Annotated in this window: 25 protein-coding genes; 16 read left to right on the plus strand and 9 right to left on the minus strand. The window is 65.5% G+C overall.

The features are described from left to right. Positions 1-10: 10 nt before the first annotated feature. The 4 genes from ectB to FOY51_RS10615 all read right to left on the minus strand — a co-directional run bounded on the left by ectB (position 11) and on the right by FOY51_RS10615 (position 5,086). Positions 11-1,267 (minus strand): diaminobutyrate--2-oxoglutarate transaminase, encoded by a 1,257-nt coding sequence (gene ectB, locus FOY51_RS10600; protein ID WP_149430204.1) that lies wholly within the window; start codon positions 1,265-1,267, stop codon positions 11-13. Next, positions 1,264-1,827, minus strand: coding sequence for a diaminobutyrate acetyltransferase (gene ectA / locus FOY51_RS10605; RefSeq protein ID WP_149430205.1), 564 nt, complete (start codon positions 1,825-1,827; stop codon positions 1,264-1,266). Before ectA ends, ectB begins: the two co-directional genes overlap by 4 nt. Positions 1,828-2,045: 218 nt before the next feature. Next, complete coding sequence (locus FOY51_RS10610; protein WP_149430206.1) at positions 2,046-4,163, minus strand: RecQ family ATP-dependent DNA helicase; 2,118 nt, start codon at positions 4,161-4,163, stop codon at positions 2,046-2,048. A gap of 29 nt (positions 4,164-4,192) precedes the next feature. After that, a complete protein-coding gene (locus tag FOY51_RS10615) occupies positions 4,193-5,086 on the minus strand; it encodes a ribokinase (protein WP_149430207.1) in 894 nt (297 codons plus the stop codon). Positions 5,087-5,168: 82 nt separating this feature from the next. On the opposite strand from FOY51_RS10615, the gene FOY51_RS10620 reads away from it, so the two are divergent. The 12 genes from FOY51_RS10620 to holA all read left to right on the plus strand — a co-directional run bounded on the left by FOY51_RS10620 (position 5,169) and on the right by holA (position 16,819). Further along, entirely contained in the window at positions 5,169-6,452 is a 1,284-nt protein-coding gene (locus FOY51_RS10620) for a glutamate-5-semialdehyde dehydrogenase (RefSeq protein ID WP_149430208.1), read from the plus strand. A 12-nt stretch (positions 6,453-6,464) separates the two neighbouring features. Continuing rightward, on the plus strand, positions 6,465-7,367 hold the full coding sequence (locus FOY51_RS10625; protein ID WP_149430209.1) for an AAA family ATPase: 903 nt from the start codon (positions 6,465-6,467) through the stop codon (positions 7,365-7,367). Next, on the plus strand, positions 7,364-8,764 hold the full coding sequence (locus tag FOY51_RS10630) for a vWA domain-containing protein (protein ID WP_149430210.1): 1,401 nt from the start codon (positions 7,364-7,366) through the stop codon (positions 8,762-8,764). The genes FOY51_RS10625 and FOY51_RS10630 overlap by 4 nt, the downstream gene beginning before the upstream one ends. A 35-nt stretch (positions 8,765-8,799) precedes the next feature. After that, positions 8,800-9,531, plus strand: coding sequence for a nicotinate-nucleotide adenylyltransferase (nadD, locus tag FOY51_RS10635; RefSeq protein ID WP_187776267.1), 732 nt, complete (start codon positions 8,800-8,802; stop codon positions 9,529-9,531). Beyond that, positions 9,528-9,917 (plus strand): ribosome silencing factor, encoded by a 390-nt coding sequence (rsfS, locus tag FOY51_RS10640; RefSeq protein ID WP_149430211.1) that lies wholly within the window; start codon positions 9,528-9,530, stop codon positions 9,915-9,917. The genes nadD and rsfS overlap by 4 nt, the downstream gene beginning before the upstream one ends. Positions 9,918-9,921: 4 nt before the next feature. Next, positions 9,922-10,578, plus strand: a complete 657-nt coding sequence (locus FOY51_RS10645; protein ID WP_149430212.1) for a histidine phosphatase family protein — start codon at positions 9,922-9,924, stop codon at positions 10,576-10,578. Beyond that, positions 10,568-11,308 (plus strand): diglucosylglycerate octanoyltransferase, encoded by a 741-nt coding sequence (octT, locus tag FOY51_RS10650; RefSeq protein WP_149430213.1) that lies wholly within the window; start codon positions 10,568-10,570, stop codon positions 11,306-11,308. Before FOY51_RS10645 ends, octT begins: the two co-directional genes overlap by 11 nt. Positions 11,309-11,310: 2 nt before the next feature. Then, a complete protein-coding gene (locus FOY51_RS10655) occupies positions 11,311-12,159 on the plus strand; it encodes a DegV family protein (protein WP_149430214.1) in 849 nt (282 codons plus the stop codon). After that, positions 12,156-12,524, plus strand: a complete 369-nt coding sequence (locus FOY51_RS10660) for a YchJ family protein (RefSeq protein WP_149430215.1) — start codon at positions 12,156-12,158, stop codon at positions 12,522-12,524. Before FOY51_RS10655 ends, FOY51_RS10660 begins: the two co-directional genes overlap by 4 nt. A 166-nt stretch (positions 12,525-12,690) precedes the next feature. Next, positions 12,691-13,479 carry a ComEA family DNA-binding protein gene (locus FOY51_RS10665; RefSeq protein ID WP_149430216.1) on the plus strand — a complete coding sequence of 263 codons (789 nt, stop codon included), beginning with the start codon at positions 12,691-12,693 and terminating at the stop codon, positions 13,477-13,479. After that, on the plus strand, positions 13,476-15,842 hold the full coding sequence (locus FOY51_RS10670; RefSeq protein WP_235916243.1) for a ComEC/Rec2 family competence protein: 2,367 nt from the start codon (positions 13,476-13,478) through the stop codon (positions 15,840-15,842). The genes FOY51_RS10665 and FOY51_RS10670 overlap by 4 nt, the downstream gene beginning before the upstream one ends. Then, positions 15,842-16,819: a DNA polymerase III subunit delta gene (gene holA, locus FOY51_RS10675; RefSeq protein ID WP_187776279.1), complete on the plus strand. Its 978-nt coding sequence runs from the start codon at positions 15,842-15,844 to the stop codon at positions 16,817-16,819. Before FOY51_RS10670 ends, holA begins: the two co-directional genes overlap by 1 nt. A 131-nt stretch (positions 16,820-16,950) precedes the next feature. Here the strand turns inward: holA and FOY51_RS10680 are convergent, their stop codons facing one another. From FOY51_RS10680 to rpsT, 4 genes are all read right to left on the minus strand, one after another. Next, on the minus strand, positions 16,951-17,448 hold the full coding sequence (locus tag FOY51_RS10680) for a DUF6764 family protein (protein ID WP_235916244.1): 498 nt from the start codon (positions 17,446-17,448) through the stop codon (positions 16,951-16,953). 4 nt (positions 17,449-17,452) lie between these two features. Beyond that, positions 17,453-18,871 (minus strand): SDR family oxidoreductase, encoded by a 1,419-nt coding sequence (locus tag FOY51_RS10685; protein ID WP_371830439.1) that lies wholly within the window; start codon positions 18,869-18,871, stop codon positions 17,453-17,455. A 152-nt stretch (positions 18,872-19,023) separates the two neighbouring features. Next, on the minus strand, positions 19,024-19,875 hold the full coding sequence (locus tag FOY51_RS10690; RefSeq protein ID WP_149430219.1) for a MerR family transcriptional regulator: 852 nt from the start codon (positions 19,873-19,875) through the stop codon (positions 19,024-19,026). A 95-nt stretch (positions 19,876-19,970) separates the two neighbouring features. Beyond that, positions 19,971-20,231, minus strand: coding sequence for a 30S ribosomal protein S20 (gene rpsT, locus FOY51_RS10695; RefSeq protein ID WP_149430220.1), 261 nt, complete (start codon positions 20,229-20,231; stop codon positions 19,971-19,973). Between the two features lie 201 nt (positions 20,232-20,432). Here rpsT and FOY51_RS10700 point away from each other — a divergent pair, with 201 nt between their 5' ends. From FOY51_RS10700 to FOY51_RS10715, 4 genes are read left to right on the plus strand one after another with little or no spacing between them, the layout of a single operon-like run. Then, the gene (locus FOY51_RS10700) at positions 20,433-22,079 is read left to right on the plus strand and encodes a circularly permuted type 2 ATP-grasp protein (RefSeq protein ID WP_149430221.1); all 1,647 of its coding nucleotides are present in this window, start codon (positions 20,433-20,435) and stop codon (positions 22,077-22,079) included. Continuing rightward, on the plus strand, positions 22,079-23,056 hold the full coding sequence (locus FOY51_RS10705) for an alpha-E domain-containing protein (protein ID WP_149430222.1): 978 nt from the start codon (positions 22,079-22,081) through the stop codon (positions 23,054-23,056). The genes FOY51_RS10700 and FOY51_RS10705 overlap by 1 nt, the downstream gene beginning before the upstream one ends. After that, entirely contained in the window at positions 23,053-23,895 is an 843-nt protein-coding gene (locus tag FOY51_RS10710; RefSeq protein WP_187776268.1) for a transglutaminase family protein, read from the plus strand. The genes FOY51_RS10705 and FOY51_RS10710 overlap by 4 nt, the downstream gene beginning before the upstream one ends. 49 nt (positions 23,896-23,944) lie before the next feature. Continuing rightward, entirely contained in the window at positions 23,945-24,748 is an 804-nt protein-coding gene (locus FOY51_RS10715; protein WP_371830431.1) for an aquaporin, read from the plus strand. A 10-nt stretch (positions 24,749-24,758) separates the two neighbouring features. Here FOY51_RS10715 and FOY51_RS10720 read toward each other — a convergent pair whose 3' ends face one another. Further along, a complete protein-coding gene (locus tag FOY51_RS10720) occupies positions 24,759-25,316 on the minus strand; it encodes a type II toxin-antitoxin system PemK/MazF family toxin (protein ID WP_149430224.1) in 558 nt (185 codons plus the stop codon). Between the last annotated feature and the right edge of the window lie 25 nt (positions 25,317-25,341).

The raw sequence follows: 25,341 nt of genomic DNA on the forward strand, positions 1-25,341 counted from the left end.
GAGAATCCTTTCAGCTGACGGTGGCCGTGGCATCCGCGAGGATACCGAGGCCGTGGTCCAATTCTTCGTTGGTGATGGTGAGCGGCGGGAGCAGCTTCACGACCTCGTCGGAGGGGCCCGAGGTTTCGGCGAGCAGGCCGTTGTCGAATGCCAGCTTGCAGACCTTGCCTGCCTTCGCCGCGTCGTCGAACACCAAGCCGCGAACCAATCCGCGACCACGGGTCGAGACGCCGTCGAACTTCTCCGACAGATCGGTGAACGCCTTGGCGATGCGCTCGCCCTTGCGCAGGGTTTCCTTCTCGAGCGTGTCGTCGGACCAGTAGTGCTCCATGGCAACCCGCGACGTCACGAACGACGGATTGTTGCCGCGGAACGTGCCGTTGTGCTCGCCGGGCTCCCAGATGTCGAGTTCCGGCTTGAACAGCGTGAGCGCCATCGGCATGCCGTAGCCGCCGATCGACTTGGACAGCGTGACGATGTCCGGGGTGATGCCTGCTTCTTCGAACGAGAAGAACGGGCCGGTGCGACCACACCCCATCTGGACGTCGTCGACGATCAGCAGGATTTCACGCCGCGAGCACAGCTCGGCCAGTGCCCGAATCCATTCGGGGCGAGCAACGTTCACGCCACCCTCGCCCTGCACAGTCTCCACGATCACCGCAGCCGGGCGGTTGAGGCCGGAACCGGAATCGTCGAGCACGCGCTCGAACCAGTGGAAGTCCTCGGTGACGCCGTCGAAGTAGTTGTCGAACGGCATCGGGGTCGCGTGCACGAGCGGAATGCCCGCGCCCGCTCGCTTCATCGAGTTGCCGGTCACCGAGAGCGCACCCAGCGTCATACCGTGAAATGCGTTGGTGAAGTTGATGATCGAGGTGCGGCCGGTGACCTTACGGGCCAACTTCAGGGCCGACTCGACGGTGTTGGTCCCGGTCGGGCCGGGGAACTGCACCTTGTAGTCCAGGCCGCGTGGATCCAGGATCTTGGCCTTGAACGTCTCGAGGAAGTCCCGCTTGGCAACGGTGGACATGTCGAGTCCGTGGGTGATGCCGTCGCGCATGATGTACTCGACGAGCGCTTCCTTGAGAACCGGATTGTTGTGTCCGTAATTCAATGCGCCTGCGCCGGCGAAGAAGTCGAGGTATTCCTTGCCGTTCTCGTCGCGAATCCACGACCCCTTTGCGGTGTCGAAGATGGCGGGCCACCCGACGCTGTAACTGCGAACCTGCGATTCGAGACTATCGAAAATATTGGTATCAGCGGTATTCATGGTTGCCGCTTCCCTTCGTCGACTGACTGCGTACCGACGATGTAGAGGTCCTCTGCTTCGTGTGCATCGGGAAAATCGTCGGCTTCGAAAAGTTGTTGCTTGACTATCGACGTGTTGCGACGCCGAGCCAGGCTGGTGAACATCGCGATCGACGCCGGATTGTCCGGGCTGACCGTAGTTTCCAGCAGCGAAACACCTTGGGGTGCAAGGTTGTCTAGCAAGTTGTCGAGCATTGCACGCCCAACTCCCTTGCCGCGCTGGCTTTCGTCGACAGCGACCTGCCAGACGAACAGGGTGTTCGGTGCGGCTTGCCGACGGAACCCGGTGACGAAACCTACTATCCTGCCGTCGGATTCGGCTACCACGCTGGTGTCCGAGAAGTCTCTGCACCACAGTAGGTACGAGTAGCTCGAGTTGACGTCGAGCACCTTGGTGTCTTTCGCCAACTGCCACAACTGCGTACCGTCTGCGATGGTGGGTGGTCTCAGAACCACGCCACCCTGTGTAGGGCTGTCGGCTGCTTCGGTCTGCGGGATCGCTCTCACGTTTGCCTGGGTCATTGGTTAACCGAACGTAACAATCTTGCGGGACGATTTCATGTACCCGTTGGAATCGATCGCCAAACACCCGTGGCCTGCGCAGGTGAGCCACCGTTTGTGAGCTACCTCACATCAAGGCTGATCGGGGCGGGTTTCGTCCGGTTGCGTGTTCGCCCGGAACGTCCGGATCGTTCGATCACCGGTGCCGACGGAAAATCGAGGTCAGGGCCGTTCGGTACCTATTTTGGGCTGGCCAGGGCAAGAGGAAGCACCGCGTCCGCACCTGCGGCCCGAACGGCCCGCGCGGCCATCGTCATAGTCCAACCGGTGTCGGTGAGAGCGTCCACGAGCAGCACCGGACCGCGTACAGCGGTGAAGTCGGGGACCTCCCAGGCATCGACGAGGCCGGCCACCCGGTACGCGGAGTTCGCCGCGGAGACAGGCGGGTGGTCCGGACGAAGGCGCAGCACACCGAGGTCGTCGAGCCTGCCGACCTGTGCCAATCGAGCGGCGAGGCTCGTGGTCAGAATTGGATGGGTGGGAGATTCCAGCGCGAGCACACTCGTCGGGCGCTCCGCCCAGTCCCACGCCTTCAGAACCTGAATGCAGGCTGTGATCACGGCGTCGGGGACTTCACCGTCCGGCCCGTCCAACAGAGCGCGAAGCCGTTGTCCCCAGCCGAGGTCGGAGAGTCGGCCCAGCACCCTCCCGGTGTCCGGGCCGTCGGCGATCTTGCCGGAGAGACCGACTCCGAGCTTGCTCATCCCGGTCGGCCACTGCTTGCGGGCCGGTAGATCGAAACCCGGCCGATCGAGGCGAGATCGGGTCGCCTGCACCGATTGCGCGTCGACAGTGCTGCTTCGGTGGTTGCCGGTGCAGTTGTCGCAGCGCTCACATTTGCTGTTCGCGCCGTCCATACCCGGGTCGTCGAGTTGACGGCGCAGGAATTCCATTCGGCAGGTGTCGATGCGCTGGTATTCGAGCATCGCGTCCTGTTCGGCCTGGCGGGCCTCGTCGAGTCGGCTGTAGCGCTCCTCGTCGTAGGTCCACGGTTCGCCGGTCGCGATCCAACCGCCGCGCACACGTTTCACGGCGCCGTCGACGTCGAGCACCTTGAGCACCATCTCCAGCCTGGTGCGGTTGAGCTCCACCAGCGGCTCCAGCGCGGGTGTCGACAGTGGCTTGGTCTGATCGAGTTCGTCGATCACTTTGCGTACCAAGTGTTCCCGAGGAAACGCGACCGACGCGAAATAGCTCCAAATGCGCTGATCTTCTGGGCCGGGGAGCAGTACGACCTCGGCGCGTTCGGTGGCGCGACCGGCACGACCGACCTGTTGGTAGTAGGCGATCGGCGACGACGGGGCACCGACGTGGATCACGAACCCGAGATCGGGTTTGTCGAACCCCATGCCGAGCGCCGAGGTTGCGACCAGCGCCTTGACCTCGTTGTTCAGCAGGGCCTGCTCCAGCGCTTCACGCTCCGCCGGATCCGTCTGACCGGTGTACGCGGAGACGCGGTGGCCTTGGTCGGTGAGCAGATCGGCGAGATCACGGGCCGCAGACACGGTGAGGGCGTAGATGATTCCCGAGCCGGGGAGGTCTGCGAGATGCTGGCCGAGCCAGGCCGCGCGCTCGGTGGCGTCGTCGAGCTTCAGTACCGACAGATACAGCGATTCTCGATCGAGGGTGCCGCGCAGGACGAGGGTGTCCGACCCGCCATGACTTTCCCCCGTCGCCCCGACTCCTAGTTGAGCGGCGACATCGGCGACCACCCGATCGTTGGCGGTGGCGGTGGTTGCCAGGACCGGAACGTCCTCGCCGAGCTCTGCGACCAGCGTGCGAATGCGCCGGTAATCGGGTCGGAAATCGTGGCCCCAATCGGAGACGCAGTGCGCCTCGTCGACCACGACCAGACCGGCATCGGCGGCAAGGGAGGGGAGTACCTGATCGCGGAAGTCGGGATTGTTCAGTCGTTCGGGGCTGACCAGCAGGACGTCGATCTCGCCTGCGGAGACCTGCTCGTGGATGTCCTGCCATTCGGTGACGTTGCCGGAGTTGATGGTCGCGGCGCGAACGCCCGCACGCTCGGCAGCGGCAACCTGGTTGCGCATCAGCGCGAGGAGCGGAGACACGATGACGGTCGGGCCGAAGCCGCGCGCCCGCAGCAGCATCGCCGAGATGAAGTAGACGGCGGATTTACCCCAACCGGTGCGCTGCACCACCAGCGCGCGAGCACGCTTGACCACCAGGGCCTCTATGGCGGTCCACTGATCCTCACGCAACGTCGCCGTGGGGCCGGCAAGCTCGCGCAGGAGCTTTTCGGCGTCGTCACGCAAGTCCGTCGTCGGGGTCGTCATGGCCCCATCGTGCCCGACAGGTGTGACAGCTAGCTGGCGATCGTCTCGGCAAGGGCGCGCGCGATGTCGGCGCGCTGCGGCAGCGAGGGGCTTGCACCTGCGACAGTGCTGGCCAATCCGCCCGCCGCGCAGGCCCATCGCAATGCCTCGGCAGGACCGCGTTGCCACGCCACCGCGAGAACTCCGGCGAACGCATCTCCTGCCCCGGTGGTGTCGACCACGTCGACGGGCAATGCCGGCACCGACTCCGCCGCGCCGCCGGGGCCTCGATACGTCGCGCCGTCGACGCCGAGGGTGATGACGACGTGCGGCACCGCGGCGAGAACGTGTGCGCCCAGCAGTTCGGCTTCCGCCTTGTTGAGCACGAGAATATCGACGGCCGCGAGCAGTTCGTCCGGAAGTTCCTGCACAGGAGACGGATTCAGGATCACGGTGGTGTCGTTGGCATGCGCGTGCTGTGCCCCGGCGAGGATCGCTGCGAGCGGTAGCTCGAGGTCGAGCAGCAGGATATCCGCGTCGGCGACGGCGGCCAACTCGGCGTCCGTCAGTTCGGTGATCGTCGAATTCGCCCCTCCGACAACCACTATGCAGTTTTCACCCGAGTCGTCGACGCCGATCGCCGCGACGCCGCTCGGTCCTTCCACCTCGCGTAGCAGACTGGTCCCGACGTCGTTGAGTACCAATATCTCTCGCAGGTCGAGCGCAAACGTATCGTCGCCGACCGCGCCCACAAATTCGACGTCGCCGCCTGCCCGGGCGGCCGCTATCGCTTTGTTCGATCCCTTGCCGCCAGGTGCTGCGGTGAACGATCTGCCCAGCAGGGTTTCGCCGGGAGCGGGGAGCCGTTCCGTTCTGGTGACCAGGTCCATATTGGCGCTGCCGAGGACCGTGATTCTCGGTTTTGCCCCTTTTGTCGCGGACATGTCTGCAGGTTAGACCCGGAAGGTGTTCGCGAGGGGGATGCGCGCCGGTTGTCGGCGCGACACGGGTGGCTACGCTGTCTACATGACTGCAGCAACTGCTTCTGCGCAGGTGAACAGCGATCACAACGACGTTCGAGAGGCCGTGCACAGCGCGGCTCGGCGCGCTCGTGTGGCGTCCAAGACGTTGGCGCAGCTGACCACCGATGCGAAAGACGCGGCACTGAACGCGGCAGCAGACGCGATCCTCGCCGCCGCCGATTCCGTGCTGGCGGCGAACGAGAAAGACATCGAGATCGCCCGCGAGGGAGGTATCGAGGAATCGCTGCTCGATCGGCTGCGGTTGACGTCGGCTCGCATCGACGGCATCGCGTCCGGCCTGCGACAGGTTGCGGGTTTGCCGGACCCGATCGGCAGCGTCGTTCGCGGATCGACTCTGCCGAACGGTCTGGAGATCCGTCAGGTGCGGGTCCCGCTCGGCGTGCTCGGGATGGTCTACGAGGCTCGCCCGAACGTCACGGTCGATGCGTTCGGCCTCGCCTTGAAGTCGGGAAATGCTGCGCTGCTTCGTGGTTCGTCGTCGGCGTCGCGATCGAATGCCGCCCTCGTCGTCGTTCTGCGCGAGGCGTTGGTTGCGAAAGGGCTGCCTGCCGATGCGGTGCAACTGCTGCCGAGCGAAGATCGTTCCAGCGTCACGCATCTCATCCAGGCACGCGGTTTGGTGGACGTGGTGATCCCTCGTGGGGGCGCAGGACTGATCAACGCGGTGGTCCGCGACGCAACCGTGCCGACGATCGAAACGGGAACGGGCAACTGTCACGTCTACGTGCATTCGGCGGCGGATCTGGACATGGCCGAACGGATCGTTCTCAACTCCAAGACCCGCCGGACCAGTGTGTGCAACGCAGCCGAAACGGTGCTGATCGACTCCGCGGTCGCCACCGTTGCCGTACCCCGGCTGATCGAGGCGCTGGAGCGGCAGAGCGTCACCATCCACGGCGACCTGCCCGGTCTGGTACCCGCCAACGAGGACGACTGGTCCAACGAATACCTATCGCTCGACGTCGCGCTGAAGGTGGTCGACGGCATCGATGCGGCGATCGAACACATCGACCGCTACGGCACCGGTCACACCGAGGCCATCGTCACCGCCGACCTTGCTGCGGCACGTGAATTCACCGCACGCGTCGATGCCTCCGCTGTGATGGTCAACGCCTCCACGGCCTTCACCGATGGCGAGCAGTTCGGCTTCGGCGCCGAAATAGGGATCTCCACCCAGAAATTGCATGCCCGTGGTCCGATGGGGCTACCGGAACTGACGTCGACCAAGTGGATCGTGTGGGGCGACGGCCACACCAGACCGGCCTAACGAAGGAGCAGAGTGGATTCCGCCACCCAGCCCGCATTTCACACCGTCGACGAGGTCATCACGCGCCTCGGCGAAACCGGTTATCTCGCCAACAAAGCGACGGCGACCGCGGTGTTTCTCGCCGATCGGCTCGGCAAGCCATTACTGATCGAAGGCCCTGCCGGTGTCGGCAAGACCGAGCTGGCTCGGGCCGTCGCACAGTGCACGGGCGCAGAGTTGGTCCGCCTGCAGTGCTACGAGGGCGTCGACGAGTCGCGTGCGCTCTACGAATGGAACCACGCCAAGCAGATTCTGCGGATCCAGGCAGGCGGGGCGAGCGCAGCGACGGGGAATGTCACAGCGGAAAACAACTGGGACGAGACCAAGCAGGATGTGTTCTCCGAGGAGTTCTTGCTGACCCGGCCGCTGCTCACCGCGATCCGGCGCACCGAGCCGACGGTCTTGCTGATCGACGAGACCGACAAGGCCGACGTAGAGATCGAAGGACTGCTGCTGGAGGTGCTCAGTGATTTCGCGGTCACGGTGCCGGAGTTGGGAACCATCACCGCGACGCGCAAGCCGTTCGTCGTCCTGACGTCCAACGCGACCCGCGAGCTGTCCGAGGCGCTCAAGCGACGCTGCCTGTTCCTGCACCTCGACTTCCCTGACGAAGAGATGGAGCGGCGGATTCTGGCGAGTCGGGTGCCGGAGCTGCCACCAGCCATCGCCGAACAGATGGTGCGGACCGTCGCGGTGTTGCGCGGCATGCAGCTCAAGAAGCTGCCGTCGGTTGCCGAAACCATCGATTGGGGACGCACCTTGCTGGCGTTGGGCATGACTTCGCTCGACGACTCAGCTGTGGCCGCCACGTTGGGTGTGGTGCTCAAACACCAGTCGGATCATGTGAAGGCTCGGTCGGAGCTGAAATTGACATGACCGCGGCAGCACCGCACGGCTTGCCGGGACACCTCGTCGGATTCGTCGAGGCGTTGCGTAAGCGCGGCATTCCCGTCGGGCCATCGGAAACGGTGGATGCGGGTCAGGTGATGTCGGTGCTCGATCTGCTCGACCGCGAGATTCTGCGCGAGGGCCTCGCGTGCGCGTTGCTGCGACGGCCCGCGCACCGCGACACCTTCGACGGACTGTTCGACCTGTGGTTTCCGGTCGCGATCGGCTACAGGACAACGGACGACGACGATCTCGCCATTCCGCGCACCGAGTCGGGGACCGTCGACATGTTCGCGCTTCGCAAGATGATCGCGGAGATGCTGACCGAGGATTCGCCCAAGATCGATCAGATCGTCGGCATGATCGTCGATCAGCTGGGGACCTACGAATCGTTGAACGGACCGTCGTTCTCGGCGTATCAAGCGTTGCGTGACATCGCTCCCGACTCGCTGCTGAAGAAGATTCTCGACGGGTTGTTGGCCGCGGCAGGGGAGACGGACGACGAAGGCTTTGCCGGTGTGGTGGCCCGAAACACCGCGCAGCAGCGCATCGCCGGGTTCCGGTCGGCGGTCGAGAGCGAGACCCGTCGGCGGTCCGCGGAGAAGCAGGGCCGCGACCGGGTGGCGAACTATGGCGTCGCCCGGCAGGCCGAGGAGGTCGACTTCCTACGCGCCTCCGATGCCGAACTGACCAAGCTGCGACGCAGCGTCGCCACCCTTGCGCATCTACTGGCGACCCGGTTGGCCGCGCGCCGCCGGAAAGCGCGCGCGGGCGAGATCGACCTGCGAAAGACGCTGCGCAAGTCGATGTCGACCGGCGGCGTCCCCATCGATCTGGTTCAGCGCAAGCCCAGGCCCGGTCGCCCCGAACTGGTCATCATGTGCGACGTGTCCGGCTCGGTCGCCGGCTTCAGTCACTTCACGTTGCTGCTGGTACACGCGCTACGCGAGCAGTTTTCGCGAGTGCGGATCTTCGCGTTCATCGACTCGGCGGACGAGGTGACCGACTACTTCGGACCGGACGCAGACCTGGGCAAGGTGATGGTCCGCATGGTCGGTGAGGCCAAGCTGATCACCTACGACGGTCACTCCGACTACGGCAACGCGTTCGGTGTCTTCATCGACCAGTTCCGGGACTCCATCACCGACCGAACGTCGCTGCTGATACTCGGCGATGCGCGGACGAACTATCGCGACCCGAATCTCACCGCGCTCGGCTCGATGGTCGATGTCGCCAAGCACGCCCATTGGCTCAATCCCGAGCCGCGCAACCAGTGGGGATCGGGGGACTCGGCGGCCGACAAGTACGGCGAGGTCATCGAGATGCACGAGTGCCGATCCGCCAAGCAGCTGACCTCCGTGGTTGCCGGATTGCTGCCGATCTGAGACCGGTGCAGACCCGCCCCGTAAGCTCGTCTCTCGTGCAGCAGGGACATGACAAGGCGGGCCGAAGGCTTGGGGTGATGGGCGGGACGTTCGATCCGATCCATCACGGTCACCTGGTGGCCGCCAGCGAGGTGGCGCACCGGTTCGGGCTCGACGAAGTGATATTCGTGCCCACCGGTCAGCCCTGGCAGAAGGAAGGCGCGAACGTCAGTCCCGCCGAGGATCGCTATCTGATGACGGTGATCGCCACCGCGTCCAACCCCCGTTTTTCGGTGAGTCGGGTGGACGTGGACCGCGGCAAGAAGACCTATACCGTCGACACGCTCCGCGATATCAGGGCACAACATCCCGAGGCCGAGCTGTACTTCATCACCGGTGCCGATGCCCTGTCGAGCATTCTGTCGTGGCAGGACTGGGAAGAACTGTTCGATCTGGCGAACTTCGTCGGCGTGAGCAGGCCCGGCTTCGAATTGCGCATCGACCATCTGCAGAACTATCTGGGCAACTATCCGCCCGAGGCACTCACGCTCATCGAGATCCCCGCGCTGGCGATCTCGTCGACCGAATGCCGCTTGCGGGCCAGTGAGAACGCCCCGGTCTGGTACCTGGTGCCCGACGGCGTCGTGCAGTACATCTCGAAGCGTCATCTCTACGGATCGCGCGATGGCGCGCGATCGGACGGGTCGGTCGCGATGTCGGCGCCCGTCGCATCCGTCCCTGCGCCCGTGGAGCCGGAACCCGAACCGCAACGGAAGGCAGCAAAGTGAGCGCAACCGACGAGGCCATCGAGATGTCCCGCATCGCGGCCCTCGCCGCGGACGAGAAGTCGGCCACGGATGTCGTGGTGCTCGACGTGTCGGAACAACTGGTGATCACCGATTGCTTCGTCATCGCCTCTGCGCCCAACGAGCGCCAGGTCAACTCGATCGTCGAAAACATCGAGGACAAGCTGCGCGAGGCAGGGCACAAGCCGGTCCGCCGTGAGGGAACGCGGGAAGGGCGGTGGGCTCTGCTCGACTACGCCACCATCGTCGTTCACGTCCAGCACAACGACGAGCGCAATTTCTACGGGCTCGAGCGGCTGTGGAAAGACTGCCCCGCGGTTCCCGTCGAGGGGATCGGACAGCCACCCGCCGAAGCGACGGGGGAATAGTCCATTGGCAGCCAGCGCACCGGTACGGCGCCTTATTCTGTTGCGACACGGGCAAACCGAGTGGAACGCGACCGATCGGATGCAAGGCCAGCTCGACACCGAGTTGACCGAACTCGGTAGGACACAGGCGAAGGAAGCCGCCCACGAATTGTCTCAGCGCATGCCGCTGGCCGTCATCTCGTCCGATCTGACCCGGGCCCGCGACACCGCCGATGTGCTCGCCGATCTGTCCGGGCTCACCGTTGCGCTGGATCCACGGCTGCGCGAAACGTTCCTCGGTGACTGGCAAGGGCTCACTCACGCCGAGGTGGACGAACGCGCGCCGGGCGCCCGCGTCGTCTGGCGCCGTGATGCGACGGTGTCGCCACCCGGCGGCGAGAGCCGCGTGGATGTGGCGGCCAGGTCGAAACCCGTTGTGGACGAGCTCATCTCGACGCGCGACGATTGGTCCGACAGGCCGATCGTGCTGGTTGCGCATGGCGGACTGATCGCTGCGCTCACCGCTGCCCTGCTCGATCTGCCGGTGGACAGGTGGCCGGTGCTGGGTGGGCTGGCGAACACCAGCTGGGTGCAACTGGGTGCGCACGGCGATCGCGCCGAACCGAGTTGGACGCTCGACGTGTGGAACGCGTCGGCGCGGGTGGCCTCCGATGTCCTCTGATCGACCTGTATTGCTGGTGCTCGCGGATTCCCTCGCGTACTACGGGCCCGAGGGCGGATTGCCTGCCGATCACCCCGAAATCTGGCCCAATCTCGTTGCGGCCGAGCTCGGTTGGGATGTGGAGTTGGTCGCTCGGATCGGCTGGACCTGTCGCGATGCCTACTGGGCGCTGACGCAGGATCCGCGCGTGTGGGCGACAGTGCCGCGAGCCGGTGCCGTCGTTCTCGGTGTGGGCGGAATGGATTCGCTGCCGTCGCCGCTGCCGACCGCGATGCGGGAATTGATTCGCTATGTGCGGCCACCACAACTACGCCGGGTCGTTCGCGGCAGCTACGGCTGGCTGCAGCCCAGGTTGTCCAAGCTCGGTAGGCCGGTCGCGCTGCCCCCGCATCTGAGTGTCGACTACCTCGAACGCACGCGGAAGGCCATGGCGTTCGTCCGCCCGGATCTGCCGTTCGTCGCAACGCTGCCGTCGGTACACGATTGCGAGGCGTACGGCCGGGTGCACGCCGGTCGCGCTCCCGCGGTCCGTGCGGTCACCGCGTGGGCCGACAGTACCGGCGTGCCGTTGGTAGATCTCGCAGAATGCGTGCGGGACAACATCTTTTCCGACGATGCCAACCCTGACGGCATCCATTGGGGCTGGGATGCGCACCGCAGAGTCGCCGACGCCATGGTGGCGACGATCGTCGGCGCCCGTGCCGACGCGCTCGCGGACGAGGCTCGATAGCCATGGCTGTGGTGGTGGTTACCGACTCGTCGTCGTGCCCGGATTCGGAGCTGGCGCAGCGCTACGGGATTCACGTCGTTCCGTTGCACGTTCTGGTGGGAGACCGAACGTTTCGCGAAGGCGTAGACGATCTACCGGACGACTACAACGACGGCACCTCGAGCACCTCGGCCGCGTCATCGGGTGAGCTCGACGACTGCTACCGCACAGCCTTGGCGGCGAGTGACGGCGATGGTGTTGTGGCCGTGCATCTTTCGCGACAACTGTCCGGAACCTGGCAGGTCGGCAGTCAGGTCGCCGAGCCGTTCGACGAGCAGGTGCGCGTCGTGGATTCCCGCGCGGCGGGAATGGGTAGTGGTTTCTGTGCGCTTGCTGCGGCCCGGGCCGCGCAGGCGGGCGCGAGCATCGACGACGTGTACAACGCAGCCGTCGACACCGCCGGGCACGCCCGGTGTTTCGTCGTCGTCGATCGCTTGGATCATCTGCGTCGTGGCGGCCGAATCAGCACTGCGACAGCGCTGTTGGGAACCGCGTTGGCGATGAAGCCGCTGCTGCACATCGTCGACGGCAAGCTGGTGCTGAAGGAAAAGACGCGGACCACGTCCAAAGCGATCGCCAAGCTGATCGATGCCGCGGTCAAGGAAGCTGGTGCGGGCCCGGCCGCAATTGCGGTGCAGCACTTGGACGCACCCGAGCGGGCGGACGAGGTGGCGGCGAAGTTACGGGATCGGCTGCCCCACCTGACGGAGTTGGTGATCTGCGAACTGGGTGCGGTCCTCGGCGTGCACGTAGGGTCGGGGGCGGTCGCAGTCCTGGTCGTGCGCGGCGGTGCCGGGCAGGTCGAGCCATGACCGACCTGTGCCCCTGCATGCAGGGCGAACCGTTCGACAACTGCTGCGGACCGCTGCTCAGTGGAGAGAAGTCCGCGGCAACGGCGGCGCAACTGATGCGATCGCGCTACACCGCATTCGCCAGGGGCGATCGGGATTACCTGATCCGCAGTTGGCATCGCAGCACCCGACCCAAGCCACTCCGCCTCGACCCGGACCAGCGGTGGCTGCGTTTGGAGATCGTGGGCACGACGGGTGGTGGCCTGCTGGAAGCAGAAGGCACAGTGGAGTTTCGGGCGCACTACGAGCAGAACGGCCGCCGTGACGTGCTCCATCAAAACAGTAATTTCGTCAAGCAAGACGGGCGCTGGGTCTACCTCGAATAGCTGTTGATCACGAGCAATTGGTGGCTATTTTTCGAAAATCACGACCCGATGCTCGTGATCAATGCGAAACGGGGGTTGTTCACATCGACCTGCGTCATCCACAGGGCAATGTGAAAGCCCTGGTCGCGCGGAATTCCGGTCGGATGGTCGACCTACCGTGTTTCTCATGGGGAGTATCGAAGAGCGGGAGCGGATTCGCAGCCGGCTCGACGCGATCAGGGGTGAGCAAGACGAGCCGGTTGCCGAACGCGACGACGTCGGTGCGCCGTGGCTCGACGAGCAGGGGGAGCGGCGAGGCGCGGACTGGCTGCCGGAGCGGTTGCGTGGTGCCCGGCTGAACCCGGGGCGGCGCAGCGCCGCGATGATCGCGGCCGTCGGCGTGGTTGCCGCGATCATCGCCGGAATCGCGGTGTTTCGCGATCGGCCCCAGGCGCAAGCGGTGCCGCCGCTGCCTGTGGTCCATGTGGCACAAAACGATTCGACCGACCCGCCGAAGACCGCGGCGGTGGCGTCGGCGGCCGACGCGGAGTTGGTGGTCAGCGTCGTCGGCCTTGTTCGCAGCGCCGGTCTAGTTCGATTGCCGCCGGGTGCTCGGATCGCCGATGCGCTCGCCGCGGCAGGAGGTGCGCAGGACGGCGCCGATCTGATCAGCCTCAACATGGCGCAGCGGGTAGCGGACGGCGATCAGATTGTGGTCGCGCCGCCGGGCGGTGCACCGCCTCCAGCTCGCGGGCCTGCCCCGGCGCCGGGAGCGGCCAAGCCGGGCAAAGTCAGCCTGAACAACGCGACCGAGCAGGATCTCGACGGGTTGCCGGGAGTCGGGCCGGTGACGGCAGCGGCGATCGTGGCGTGGCGAACAACCAACGGCAAGTTCACCGATATCGAGCAACTCGGCGAGGTGGACGGAATCGGACCCGGAAGGCTGGCGAAGCTGCGCGATTTGGTCGGCTTGTGACCGGGACGGATGCGGTTCTGCATCCGCTCGACATCAGGCTCGCACCGGCGGCTGGAGTGTGTTGGGCGGCAACGCTGGTCGGGATCCTGCTCGGGTGGCGAGCGGCCCTTACCACTGCTCTCGTACTGATGCTCTTCGCAGCGGCGGTCCTCGCGCGTGCCCGCACGCGGCGAGCGGCACCCGCAGTGCTGGCTGTTCTGGTCATCGGCGCGGGCTTCGCGCTGTCGATTGCGTGGCGGGCTCATGCGGTGGCGACGCACCCGTTGTCGTCGACAGACGACGGTGGCCATGCGACGGCGACGATCGTCCTGTCCGACGACCCGAAACTGTTGCGCGCCAACGGTGGTGCACCGTTCGGGGGCGGCAATCGGGTGGTGGTGCACGCACAACTGCGGGAGGTGCGTACGGCGGGGCGAACGATCGACGTCGGCGGGGCGGTCGTTGTCTTGGCACCCGCGGACGGCTGGCTCGCATTGTTGCCGGGGCAGCGGGTGGAGGTCCGCGGACGCGTCACCGAACCGTTGCATCGCGATCTCTCTGTCGCCACCATCAGGGCTACCGGTCCACCCTCGAGCGTGAGCGAGGCGCCCATGCTGCAGCGGTTTGCCGGCGCGATCCGCCACAACCTCTCCGACACCGCGACGCGGGCACTCGGATCCGACTCCGCCGGACTGCTTCCGGGCATGGTCGTCGGTGACACATCGGGGATGTCGGACGAGCTGCTCACCGATTTCAAGGTCGCGGGACTGTCTCACCTCACGGCGGTGTCCGGCGCAAACTTCTCGATCCTGCTCGGGGCGGTGCTGCTTGCTGTCCGCGGGTTGACCCTCGGCCCGCGCGCCGGCGCGGCGATCGCAGGGGTAGCGCTGGTTCTGTTCGTCGTTGTCGTACGACCGTCACCGAGCGTGTTGCGCGCAGCGGTGATGGGCTCGATCGGACTGTTGGCGTTGGTGACCGGCCGACGCAAGCAGGCACTGCCGGCGCTCGGCGGTGCGATCATCGCACTGCTTGCGCTGTTTCCCTCCCTCGCAGTCGATTTCGGGTTCGCGCTGTCCGTCTTCGCCACCGCGGGCCTGATCGTCCTCGCACCGAGTTGGGCGGATTGGCTGCGTGCGCGTGGCTGGCCGCGCTGGGCGGCGGAGATGGTTGCCGTGGCGAGCGCCGCCTTCGCGGTGACCGCTCCGATCATCGTCGGCATGTCCGGGACGGTGGGTCTCGTCTCCATCCTCGCGAACCTGCTTGTCGCGCTGGTTGTGCCACCGGTGACGGTGCTCGGCGCATCGGCAGCGGTGCTCGCGTCGATCTGGTCTCCGCCCGCTGTGTTGCTCGCGCGGATGGCAGGCCCGCCACTGTGGTGGATGGTGTGGGTTGCTCGGCATGCAGCGGCATTCCCCGGTGCGACGATGACGGTGCCGGGCGGCCTCGCGGGCGCATCGGTGGCGGCAGGGGCAGTCGCGCTGACGATTGTCGCGTTGCGGTTCGGAATCACTCGTCGATTGCTGCTGGCGATCGCGATCGGAGTCGCAGCAGTGTTGATCCCGGTTCGGATATCGAATCCGGGTTGGCCACCGGCGGGCTGGATCTTCGTGGCGTGCGACGTCGGTCAGGGTGACGGTCTGGTGGTCTCGACCGGCGACGGTAGAGCGGTGGTCGTCGACGTCGGACCGGACCCAAGTGCGATGCGTACCTGCCTGGATCGGCTCGGCATCCACAGTGTCGCGCTACTGATCCTGAGTCACCTGCACGCCGACCACATCACCGGTCTCGCAGGTGTGCTGCGCAGCAGATCTGTTGCCGCGGTAGCACTCGGACCGATGAAACTGCCTGCCGAAGGATTTCGCAGCGTTGTCGAGACGACGGCGGAAATGCGAACGCCGCTCCTCGATCTCGCCGCAGGCGACCGGATCGACTTCCCGTCGCTGCACCTACGGGTGCTGGCACCGCTGCTGCCGCAACCCCGGGATCCGGTCGAGGCCGCGGATTCGGCGAACGACCAGTCACTCGTCATCGCAGCCGATACCCCGGCCGGACGGCTTCTGTTGACCGGCGATGTCGAGATCGCAGCACAGGAATCTCTGCTACGCGCAGGTGTGGACCTGCACGCGGACATTCTCAAGGTTCCCCATCACGGTTCGAGGAACACGTCGAACGCCTTCCTGGCCGCGGTGAAACCGCGGTTGTCGGTGATCAGCGTGGGGGCGGACAACACTTTCGGCCATCCCGCGCCAGGCTTGGTGAGCCAGCTCGAAAGTCTCGGCTCTGCGGTCGCTCGAACCGATCGCGACGGCGACGTCGCCGTGGTCATGACCGGCTCCGGGGTGGGTGTGGTGGGAAGCAGCGATCGTGCAACGATTCTTTCGTGATCGAATCCGGCATCCACCAACTCCATCTGGTCCTCGGCGAAGAGGAACTGCTGATCGAGCGCGCTGTCGCGCAGGTGGTGAGCCAGGTTCGCTCGGTGGCCGAATCCGCGGACGACCTGCCCGTCACCCGCCTCCGCGCAGGCGATGCCAGCGAGGCGGAACTGCTGGAGCTGCTGAGTCCGTCGTTGTTCGCCGAAGACCGGGTGATCGTTCTGGAGGCTGCGGCCGAGGCAGGCAAGGACGCTGTCGCGATCGTGGAGGGGGCAGCGAGAGACCTGCCGGACGGCGCAGTGCTGGTGGTCCTGCACACCGGCGGTGGCCGGGCGAAGGCGTTGGCGGGCACGTTGCAAAAGGCGGGTGCCGAGGTGCACGACGTGGCAAAGGTGACCAAACCTGCCGACCGCGCCGACTTCGTTCGCGCCGAATTCCGGGCGGCCGGCGTACGGGTGTCCGGTGAAGTGATTCAGGCCGTCATGGAGGCGGTGCGACCGGATCTGCGTGAACTCGCCGCGGCGTGCTCACAGCTGGCCGCCGACACCGGCGGCCGTATCGACGTCGCAGCCGTGCGGCGCTACTACTCCGGTCGCGCGGAGGTGACCGGTTTCGATGTCGCCGATCTGGCTGTGGCGGGAGACCGGGCGGGCACCATCGAAGCCTTGCGCTGGGCGACGTTGCTGGGAGTTCCGCCGGTGCTGCTGGCCGACGCTCTCGCCGATTCGGTCCATACGATCGCGCGGGTGGGGTCGGCGGGCCGAGGCGATCCGTTCCGGATGGCGTCGCAGTTGGGGATGCCGCCGTGGAAGGTGAAGAAGGCGCAAGCGCAGGTCCGCGGCTGGAATCCGACCACCATCAGTACCGCCCTGCACGTGGTCGCAGACCTGAATGCCGATGTGAAGGGTGCCGCGGTCGATCCGAACTATGCGATCGAACGCGCGGTCACCAGAGTGCTGGACCTACGCGAGCAAAGCCGCGCGTAACAGGTTTCGAAACTTTTTCTGCAGAAGGCGTAACGAACCCGTCCTCATGCCGATCTACCTATCGACCCCGCGTTGTTGCCGGACCCCCGACCTGGCAACAACACGGGGTCTTCTCTTTGCCCGGGGCCGGGCTACTGCGTCGAGATGCAGCCGCGCAGCGTGAGTAGGTCGCCTGCGAATGCGACGCCGCCAGAGCACGAGAATTGGTTGGCGCTGTCTGTTGTGACCTTGGCGCCGCTCATTGCCACGGCGATCGACAGGCCGGGGTCGATGGCCGTCGCGTCGACGCTCGCGCCGGGTCCCATCGCGATCGCGGCCGGGCCGAGCAAGCTCTGAGCGGTGGACGTTGCGGTGCCGCCGCCGCTCGCGATCGCGAGAGCGAGACCCGAAGCGCCTGCGTTGGCGGTCGCCGTGCCGTCGGTGCCGTAGGCAGCGGCGGCGCCGCCGGGAGCAGCAGTCGCCGAACACGACGACCCGTCGGCTGACGTGGCAACGGTGCCCGCGCCAGGAGACGGACATCCTGCTGTGGGTGCGGCGCCCGCAGGCGCAGCCAGCGCAACAGCGCCTGCGGTGGCGATCGAGGCGCCGAACAACATCACCATCGAGCGTTGACCAACGTGACTTGCCATTCTTCTACTCCTGTTCGATAGGTTCGCCCCGCGACGCGGGGCTTGTCGACGATGCGGTGGCGGCGATGTTCTCGAGCATCCCGCGAAAGAGGGCAGCTCGAATCGGCGCGATCGAATACCAATACATCCGTCCCGCAAGACCGTTCGGGAAATAGACGACACGCTGGTCCAGTCGTGATCGTCGATCGGCCAACTCGGTGACGCGTAGTTCCAGCCACGCGCGTCCTGGAACCTTCAGGTGGGTGCGCAGTCGAACGAACTGTCCCGCATCGACCTGCTCCGCCTCGACAGGTGCCACGACTGGCCACGCGGAGGGAAACTCGTTCCAGCCGGTGGGCTGCCCCACCGATTCGACGCTCCGCCAGAGTGTGGCCGCGTCGACGGCGCACTCGTGGCTGCGTCGGTCGACGTACACGGTCTCGCCCGCCCAATGCGGGTCGGACGGCAACGGATCGGACGGGGCGTCCGTGGCCGTTGTCGTGGTCCACTGCGTGTCGATCTCGCCGACCTCGGCGCTGCGGAGCGCAAGTGTCACAGCGTCCCGGTAGGTGGTCAAACCGCCATCCGGCGGTGAGATCACCTGGTCGATGTCGTGATCGTGCGCGATCGCTTCACACTGAACCGATTCGATCAACGGCATCGCCAGACCTCGAGGCAACGGGGTGACGAATCCGATCCACAGGCTGGCAAGATGCGGTGTCAGCACAGGAAGCACAAGGATCCGACGCCTCGACAGTCCCGCGACATCTCCGTAGATCTTCATCATGTCGCCGTAGGTGAACACCTCGGGTCCGCCGATGTCGTAGCTGCGATTCGCCACGGTCGGCAATTCTGCGGCAGCGAGCAGGTAGTGCAGCACGTCCCGAACGGCGATCGGCTGGATGCGATTGTGCACCCATTTCGGTGTCGTCATCACCGGGAGGCGATTGGTGAGGTGCCGAATCATCTCGAATGATGCTGAGCCCGAACCGATTACGACTCCGGCCTGCAAGATGACGGTCGGTACGCCGGAGTTGTGCAGGATCTCGCCGACCTCGGCGCGCGAGCGTAGATGGGGCGACAGCTCACCGTCGAGTGGATGCAGGCCACCCAGATAGACGATGCGGCCGACGCCTGCCTCTTTCGCTGCCTGCGCGACGTTCCATGCGTTGTTTCGATCGGCGTCGGCGAACGATCCCGACGTGCCCATCGCATGTACGAGGTAGTAGAGAACGTCGATTCCCTTGCACGCCAAGCGAAGTGATTCGAGATCGCCCAGGTCGCCCTCGCAGATCTCGGCGTCGTCGGCCCACGGGACGTCCCGCAACTTCTCGGGTGTTCGCACCAATACGCGGGTGTGATGTCCGCGTGCGATCAGTCGGGGTGCAAGCCGCCCGCCGATGTACCCGGTTGCGCCGGTGACCAGAGCGTTGACGGGTGCCACCGGTTCATCGACTGCGTTCTCGGGGTTCGGGATACGCATCTCCGCCTCACGTGTGCCGACTGGAACCGATCTTGATCGGCCTTTCCTCACTGTAGCCCGCGGAGGGCAACGATGCATCGGTTGTGCATCGAAAAGCAGGAATCCGGTGGCCCTCAGGCGAGGAGGTCGAGCACCGAGACCAGACTTGTTCCGGCGACGGTGCCGTGGGGGAGAGTGACGTCGGTCCAGCCCGGACCAGCCGCGACGACCACGGCGCCACCTGCTGCTGCGCGGCGGAGCGTGGATGTGCGTGCGGTCTGCGGGCCCTGTGACCACACCACAACGGCACGCGGCGACACGTCGCGTGTCAACGAGTCGCGGATGGCCGATGCGGGCACAGACGCACCGAGCATTCTGACCGTGTGGCCACGTTCGGCGAGCGCGGCACGTAGCGCTTCGAGGGGGAGCGTGTGGAACTCACCGCGCGAACACGCGAGCATGATCGGCGGACGATTGTCGGAGGTGCTGGGCTCGACACGTTGGAGGCACATGACGATCGAGCGGGACAGGATGTGTTCGACGTCGATGCATTCGTCGCCACTGCTGTGCCGCTCCTCTATCGCGGCGAGGGCAGGTCTGCAGAGCTCGTCCCAGGTGGTCAGCACGCCGTCCCGCGTCAGGGTGGTTCGCAGGATGGCGTTGATGCGATCGGCGTCCAATCGAAAGGCCGCGTCGACGACGGCGTCCACATCCCCGAACGCCGGCGTGGCGGTTGCAGTGTTCGCAATGGCGGCCCGCGCTGCGCTGCCGGGCGTCGCGCCGGCTCGGATCAGCTGCAGCATCCGCTCGAGAATGGCGATGTCGATCTCGGTGTAATGGCGATGGGTGCCGGGCTCGTGGCCGTCGGGACCGATGCCGTACCGCCTGGTCCAGCTGCGCAGCGTGGCGGTCGCGAGACCAAGGCGCTGGGCTACCGCCGCGACGGTGTACTCCACCGTCGGCGCATCGGAGAGAGATGAACGCATCGCCACCCCTACATCTTCGCCCTGAAACCTGCGCGCATCAAAAAGCCGCCGTGGCCATTGGACCACGGCGGCGCGTACGCGTCACTACAGATGAATCAAATCTTGTTCAGTGCCAGCGCGAGCGCCGACTTCTTGTTGGCAGCCTGGTTGGCGTGGATGACGCCCTTGCTGGCTGCCTTGTCGAGCTTACGGCTGGCAGCGAGGAGCAGGCCGTTGGCCTTTTCCTTGTCACCGGCGGCAGCGGCCTCGCGGAACGAGCGGATGGAGCTGCGCAGCGCCGACTTGACCGACTGGTTGCGCAAGCGTGCACGCTCGTTGGTCTGGATCCGCTTTACCTGGGACTTGATGTTGGCCACGCGTAATTCCTCTGCTTCAGCTGTTGGTTTTCTTAAGTATTGGGGCGTGGTAGCACGCCGACAGACGAGAATACCAGGATCGGCGGGAACGACCCAAACCGAGTGACCCCGTCGCGCAGTCGAGCGCCCGTAAATCGGCGGATTCGAGAAATTAACATTCAGTGCTCTCCCCGCAGCGCCGACATGTAGCACCATGACCGAATGAGCCGCCGATCATCGACGAAGTCGGCCCGTACTCCCGTCGCGTCAGCCCGGAGTAGGGCAACCCAGAAGCAAATTTTCGATGGTTACAACGATTCCGGGTCCTATGACCAAGCGTTCGACGAAATGTTCGACAGCGACGGTGGTGTTCGAGCGCCGTACAAGCGGATTTTCGAAGCGTTGGCACCGACGCGGCCCGACGATCTGGGGGCCCGTGCCGACGCGCTCGGCCGTGCGTTCGTCGATCAGGGCATCACTTTCTCGCTGTCCGGCCAGGAGCGGCCGTTCCCTCTGGACCTGGTGCCACGCGTGCTGGCGGCGGCGGAATGGGCGCGTCTGGAGCGCGGAATCAAGCAGCGGGTCGAGGCGCTGGAAATGTTCCTCGCCGACGTCTACGGCGAACAGACCATCTTGCGCGACCTCGTCATTCCCAAAAGGCTCGTCACGTCCTGCGAGCACTTTCACCGCGAGGCCGCCGGGTTCGTCCCGCCGAACGGCGTGCGTATCCATGTTTCCGGCATCGATCTGATTCGCGACGAAAAAGGCGTCTTCCGTGTGTTGGAGGACAACCTGCGGTCGCCGTCGGGCGTGTCGTACGTGATGGAGAACCGCCGCACGATGGCGCGGGTGTTCCCCGATCTGTTCTCCTCGCACCGTGTGCGCGCAGTCGGCGACTACGCGAGCCACCTGCTGCGTGCACTGCGGGCATCGGCCGCGTTGAACGAAGCCGACCCCACGGTGGTGGTGCTGACGCCTGGCGTGGCGAACTCCGCGTACTTCGAGCATTCGCTGTTGGCGCGTCAGATGGGTGTGGAACTGGTCGAGGGTCGCGACCTCTTCTGCCGTGACAACCTCGTCTACATGCGGACGACGGAGGGGGAGCGACAGGTCGACGTCGTCTATCGGCGTATCGACGACGACTTCCTCGACCCGATGCACTTCCGACCCGATTCGGTACTGGGCGTCGCGGGCATCCTGAACGCGGCGCGCGCGGGCAACGTGGTGATCTCGAGTGCGGTCGGTAACGGTGTCGGCGACGACAAGCTGGTCTACACCTACGTGCCGACCATCATCGAGTACTACCTCAACGAAAAGCCGTTGCTGGCCAACGTCGATACGTTCCGCTGCTGGCTGGACGACGAGTGTGAAGAGGTGCTCGATCGCGTCGACGAACTGGTGATCAAACCCGTGGAGGGCTCCGGCGGCTACGGGATCGTGTTCGGTCCGGACGCGTCGCCGAAGGAGCTCGACACGATCACCCGCAAGATCAAGGCGGATCCCCGAGGCTGGATCGCGCAGCCGGTGGTGCAGCTCTCGACGGTGCCGACCAAGATCGACGATCAGCTGGCACCGCGCCACGTCGACCTGCGTCCGTTCGCCGTCAACGACGGCGAGAGCGTGTGGGTACTGCCCGGCGGCCTCACCCGGGTCGCGTTGCCGGAAGGATCGCTGGTGGTCAACTCCAGCCAAGGCGGTGGCAGCAAGGACACCTGGGTGCTGGCGAGCCGCGCATCCGTTGCCGAGCAAGAACTCTCGGGTGACGAGTTGGTCGGCGAGCCGCCGGAAGGTCGGGACGCAGAGCACGGGCCGGAGCTGTCGAACCAGCAACAGCAACAGCAGCAGCAACAGATCGGCGGTGAGGGCTGATGCTCGCACGAAATGCGGAGTCGCTCTACTGGATCGGCCGATATGTCGAACGTGCCGACGACACGGCACGCATCCTCGACGTCGCGGTGCATCAGCTGCTCGAGGACGCGACTGTCAACCCCGATCGCACCTCGCGACTGCTGCTTCGGGTGCTCGGCATCGAGCCGCCCGAGGGAACTCTCGACGTGTGGTCGGTGACCGAACTGGTTGCCTTCAGCGGGGAGCACGGCGGCTCGATCGTCGACTCGATTTCCAGCGCGCGCGAAAACGCCCGTGGTGCACGGGAAGTGACGTCCAGTGAAATGTGGGAGTGCCTCAACGCCACCTACAACGGCCTGCCGGACCGGGAGCGCGCGGCGCGCAGGCTCGGCCCGCACGAGTTCTTCCGCTACGTCAAAGAGCGCGCCGCGATGTTCGCCGGTCTCGCCGATTCGACACTCAGCCGTGACGACGGTTATCGGTTCCTGCTGCTCGGTCGTTCCGTCGAGCGGGTGGACATGACTGTGCGCCTGCTGCTTTCGCGTGCGGGCGATCGGTCGTCGTCGCCTGCGTGGGTCACGGTGCTGCGCTCGGCCGGTGCGCACGACACGTATCTGCGTACCCACCGCGGCGCCTTGGACGCACACTTGGTCGCCGAATTCATCCTGTTGGACAGGCTGTTTCCGCGATCGGTGTTTCATTCGGTTCGGGTCGCGGAGCGGTGCCTGGAGGAATTGGATCAGCGGCCGAACAGCCGGGTCGGCGCGCGGCACGAGGCGCAACGGTTGCTGGGCCGTGCGCGGAGCGAACTGGAATTCCTGCCGCCGGGAGAACTGTTGGAGGACTTGCAATCTCGGCTGTTGTCGTTGCAGGACACCTGCCACGACGTCGGCGAGGCCATCTCTCTGCAGTACTTCCACGCCGCACCCTGGGTGGCGTGGACCGATGCGGCGATCGGCAACGATCGTCCGGAAGCCAAAGTCGAGGGGGAGCTGTGAGCTGGCGTATGCGCGTGGTCCACACGACGGGCTTCGCCTACGAAGAACCTGTCACCTCGTCCTACAACGAGGCGAGACTGACTCCGCGAGCGGACAATCGGCAGAACGTGATTCTCAATCGGGTCGAGACGGCACCTGCGACCAGGTCGTATCGCTACACCGACTACTGGGGCACTGCTGTCACCGCGTTCGACTTGCACGCCCCGCACACCGAGCTGGAGGTGACCGGATCCTCGGTGGTGGAAACGGATCCGTTCGCGGAGCCCGCCGAGGCGTGGTCGTGGGAGGACCTGCGTGGTGATCTGTCGCTCGACCGATTCGACGAGTTGCTCTCGCACACCACGTATGTTCCGAAGGATCGCAAGCTGGCGTCGGTTGCCAAGCAGCTGACGAAGGGCCTCGACCCCGTCGATGCGGTTGTCGCGGCAGCCGATTGGGTCCACAGCGAGATGTCGTATTCGGCGGGCACTACTTCTGTACACACCTCTGCGGTCGAGGCTTTCGGCGATCGAACGGGCGTCTGCCAGGACTATGCGCATCTGACGCTGCTGCTGCTGCGTAGCGTCGGCATCCCCAGTCGCTACGTTTCCGGGTATCTGCACCCGCGGCCGAAGGCGCCGATCGGCGAGACGGTGCAAGGCGAGAGTCATGCCTGGGTGGAGGCCTGGACCGGTGCGTGGTGGGGCTACGACCCCACCAACGCCGTCAAGGTGAACGAGCAACACGTCTCGGTCGGTGTCGGTCGTGACTACGGGGATGTGCCACCGCTGAAAGGCATTTACTCGGGCGGCGGCTCCACGGCACTCGATGTTGTCGTGGAGATCACACGACTCGCGTAGAGTCCTGGCTACATCTCGGGCAGCGGACCTATCGGGCAAAGGTGGGGCAGTGTCTAACCAAGAACCGTCGTCAAGTCGAGTACCTTCCAACTCGCCGTCTTCAGCGGCCCCAGGCATCGATCACATAGCGCAAGAGCACATCTCGGAGCCGAAGAAGGCCGTCGCCGAAGCGCTCGGGACATTCGTTCTCGTCCTCGGTGGTGTCGGAACGGCCGTCCTCGCCGGCGATCGCGTCGGAAACGTCGGTGTCGCCTTGGCTTTCGGATTCACCCTGTTGTTCCTGGTCTACGCGATCGGGCCGATCTCGGGCTGTCACGTGAATCCGGCAGTCACACTGGCGAATCTGCTGCTCGGCCGTATCTCTGCGGTGGCCGCGGGAGCCTACGTGGTGGCCCAGTTGGTCGGCGCGTTCCTTGCCGGGGTGGTGATCTACGCGGTCGCGAAGGGTCGCCCCACCTACGACCGCGCAGCGGACGGGCTTGCGGCCAACGGTTGGGGTGCGCACAGCCCCTCGGCCGGAGCCGGTCTGAACGGTTACGGCGTTGCGGCAGTTGTCATCATCGAGGTAGTGCTCACCGCGCTGCTGGTGTTCGTAGTGCTTTCGTCCACCGATCAATTGGCGGATCGTCCTCTGGCAGGGCTGTCGATCGGTTTCACACTGGCTGTGTGCCACCTCATTTCGATCCCGGTGGACAACACGTCGGTGAACCCGGCTCGCAGCCTCGCGGTTGCGCCCTACCAGGACGGTGCACTCGCGCAGGTGTGGGTGTTCGTGGTGTTCCCGCTGATCGGCGGCGCCTTGGGTGCCTTGGTGTACCGCGGCCTGTTCGGCAGGTACAAAGGTGTGAACTGACCGGCGTCAACTAGCGCCAGCTGTAGCCCGTGATCAGGCGGGCGGCGACGGTGTCGAAGACCTTTCGATCCAGGATTGCGCCTTCGCGGCGAATCCCGGCTTCGGGAACGTCCAGCACGCGGTCGAGGCGGACCCAGCTGGGCCTGCCTTCGCCGTCCCATGCGCCGGCACCGATCCCGATCCAGTCGCGATCATGGGCGCGGTCTTCGTTCGACGAGAGCATCAGTCCCAACAGTGTGGACCCGTCACGGCCGACAACCAGCACCGGCCGATCCTTGCCCTTCGACGCGTCCTCTTCGAACGTGACCCAGGTCCACACGACCTCGCCGGGATCGGCACGACCGTCGAGGTTGGGTGCGTAGACCACCTGTCGTGCTCGGTGTGCGGTGGGAACGGAGCTGGACGCGACCGGTCGGCCCGGAATCACGGGTACTCGTTTCGCAGGCAAGATGCCCGACTTCTCGAGTTGCTCGACCAGCTTGGGGGCGCGGGAGCGCACCAGTTTGGGCGCTTGCTCCTTGGCGATGCTGCCGAGTTGCTTGCCGATCGTGTTCCACGTGCCCGCCATCGTTCCGAGTTTAGTAGCCGCTCAT

Origin of the sequence: Antrihabitans cavernicola (assembly GCF_008297975.1) — a bacterium.
Lineage (GTDB): Bacteria > Actinomycetota > Actinomycetes > Mycobacteriales > Mycobacteriaceae > Antrihabitans > Antrihabitans cavernicola.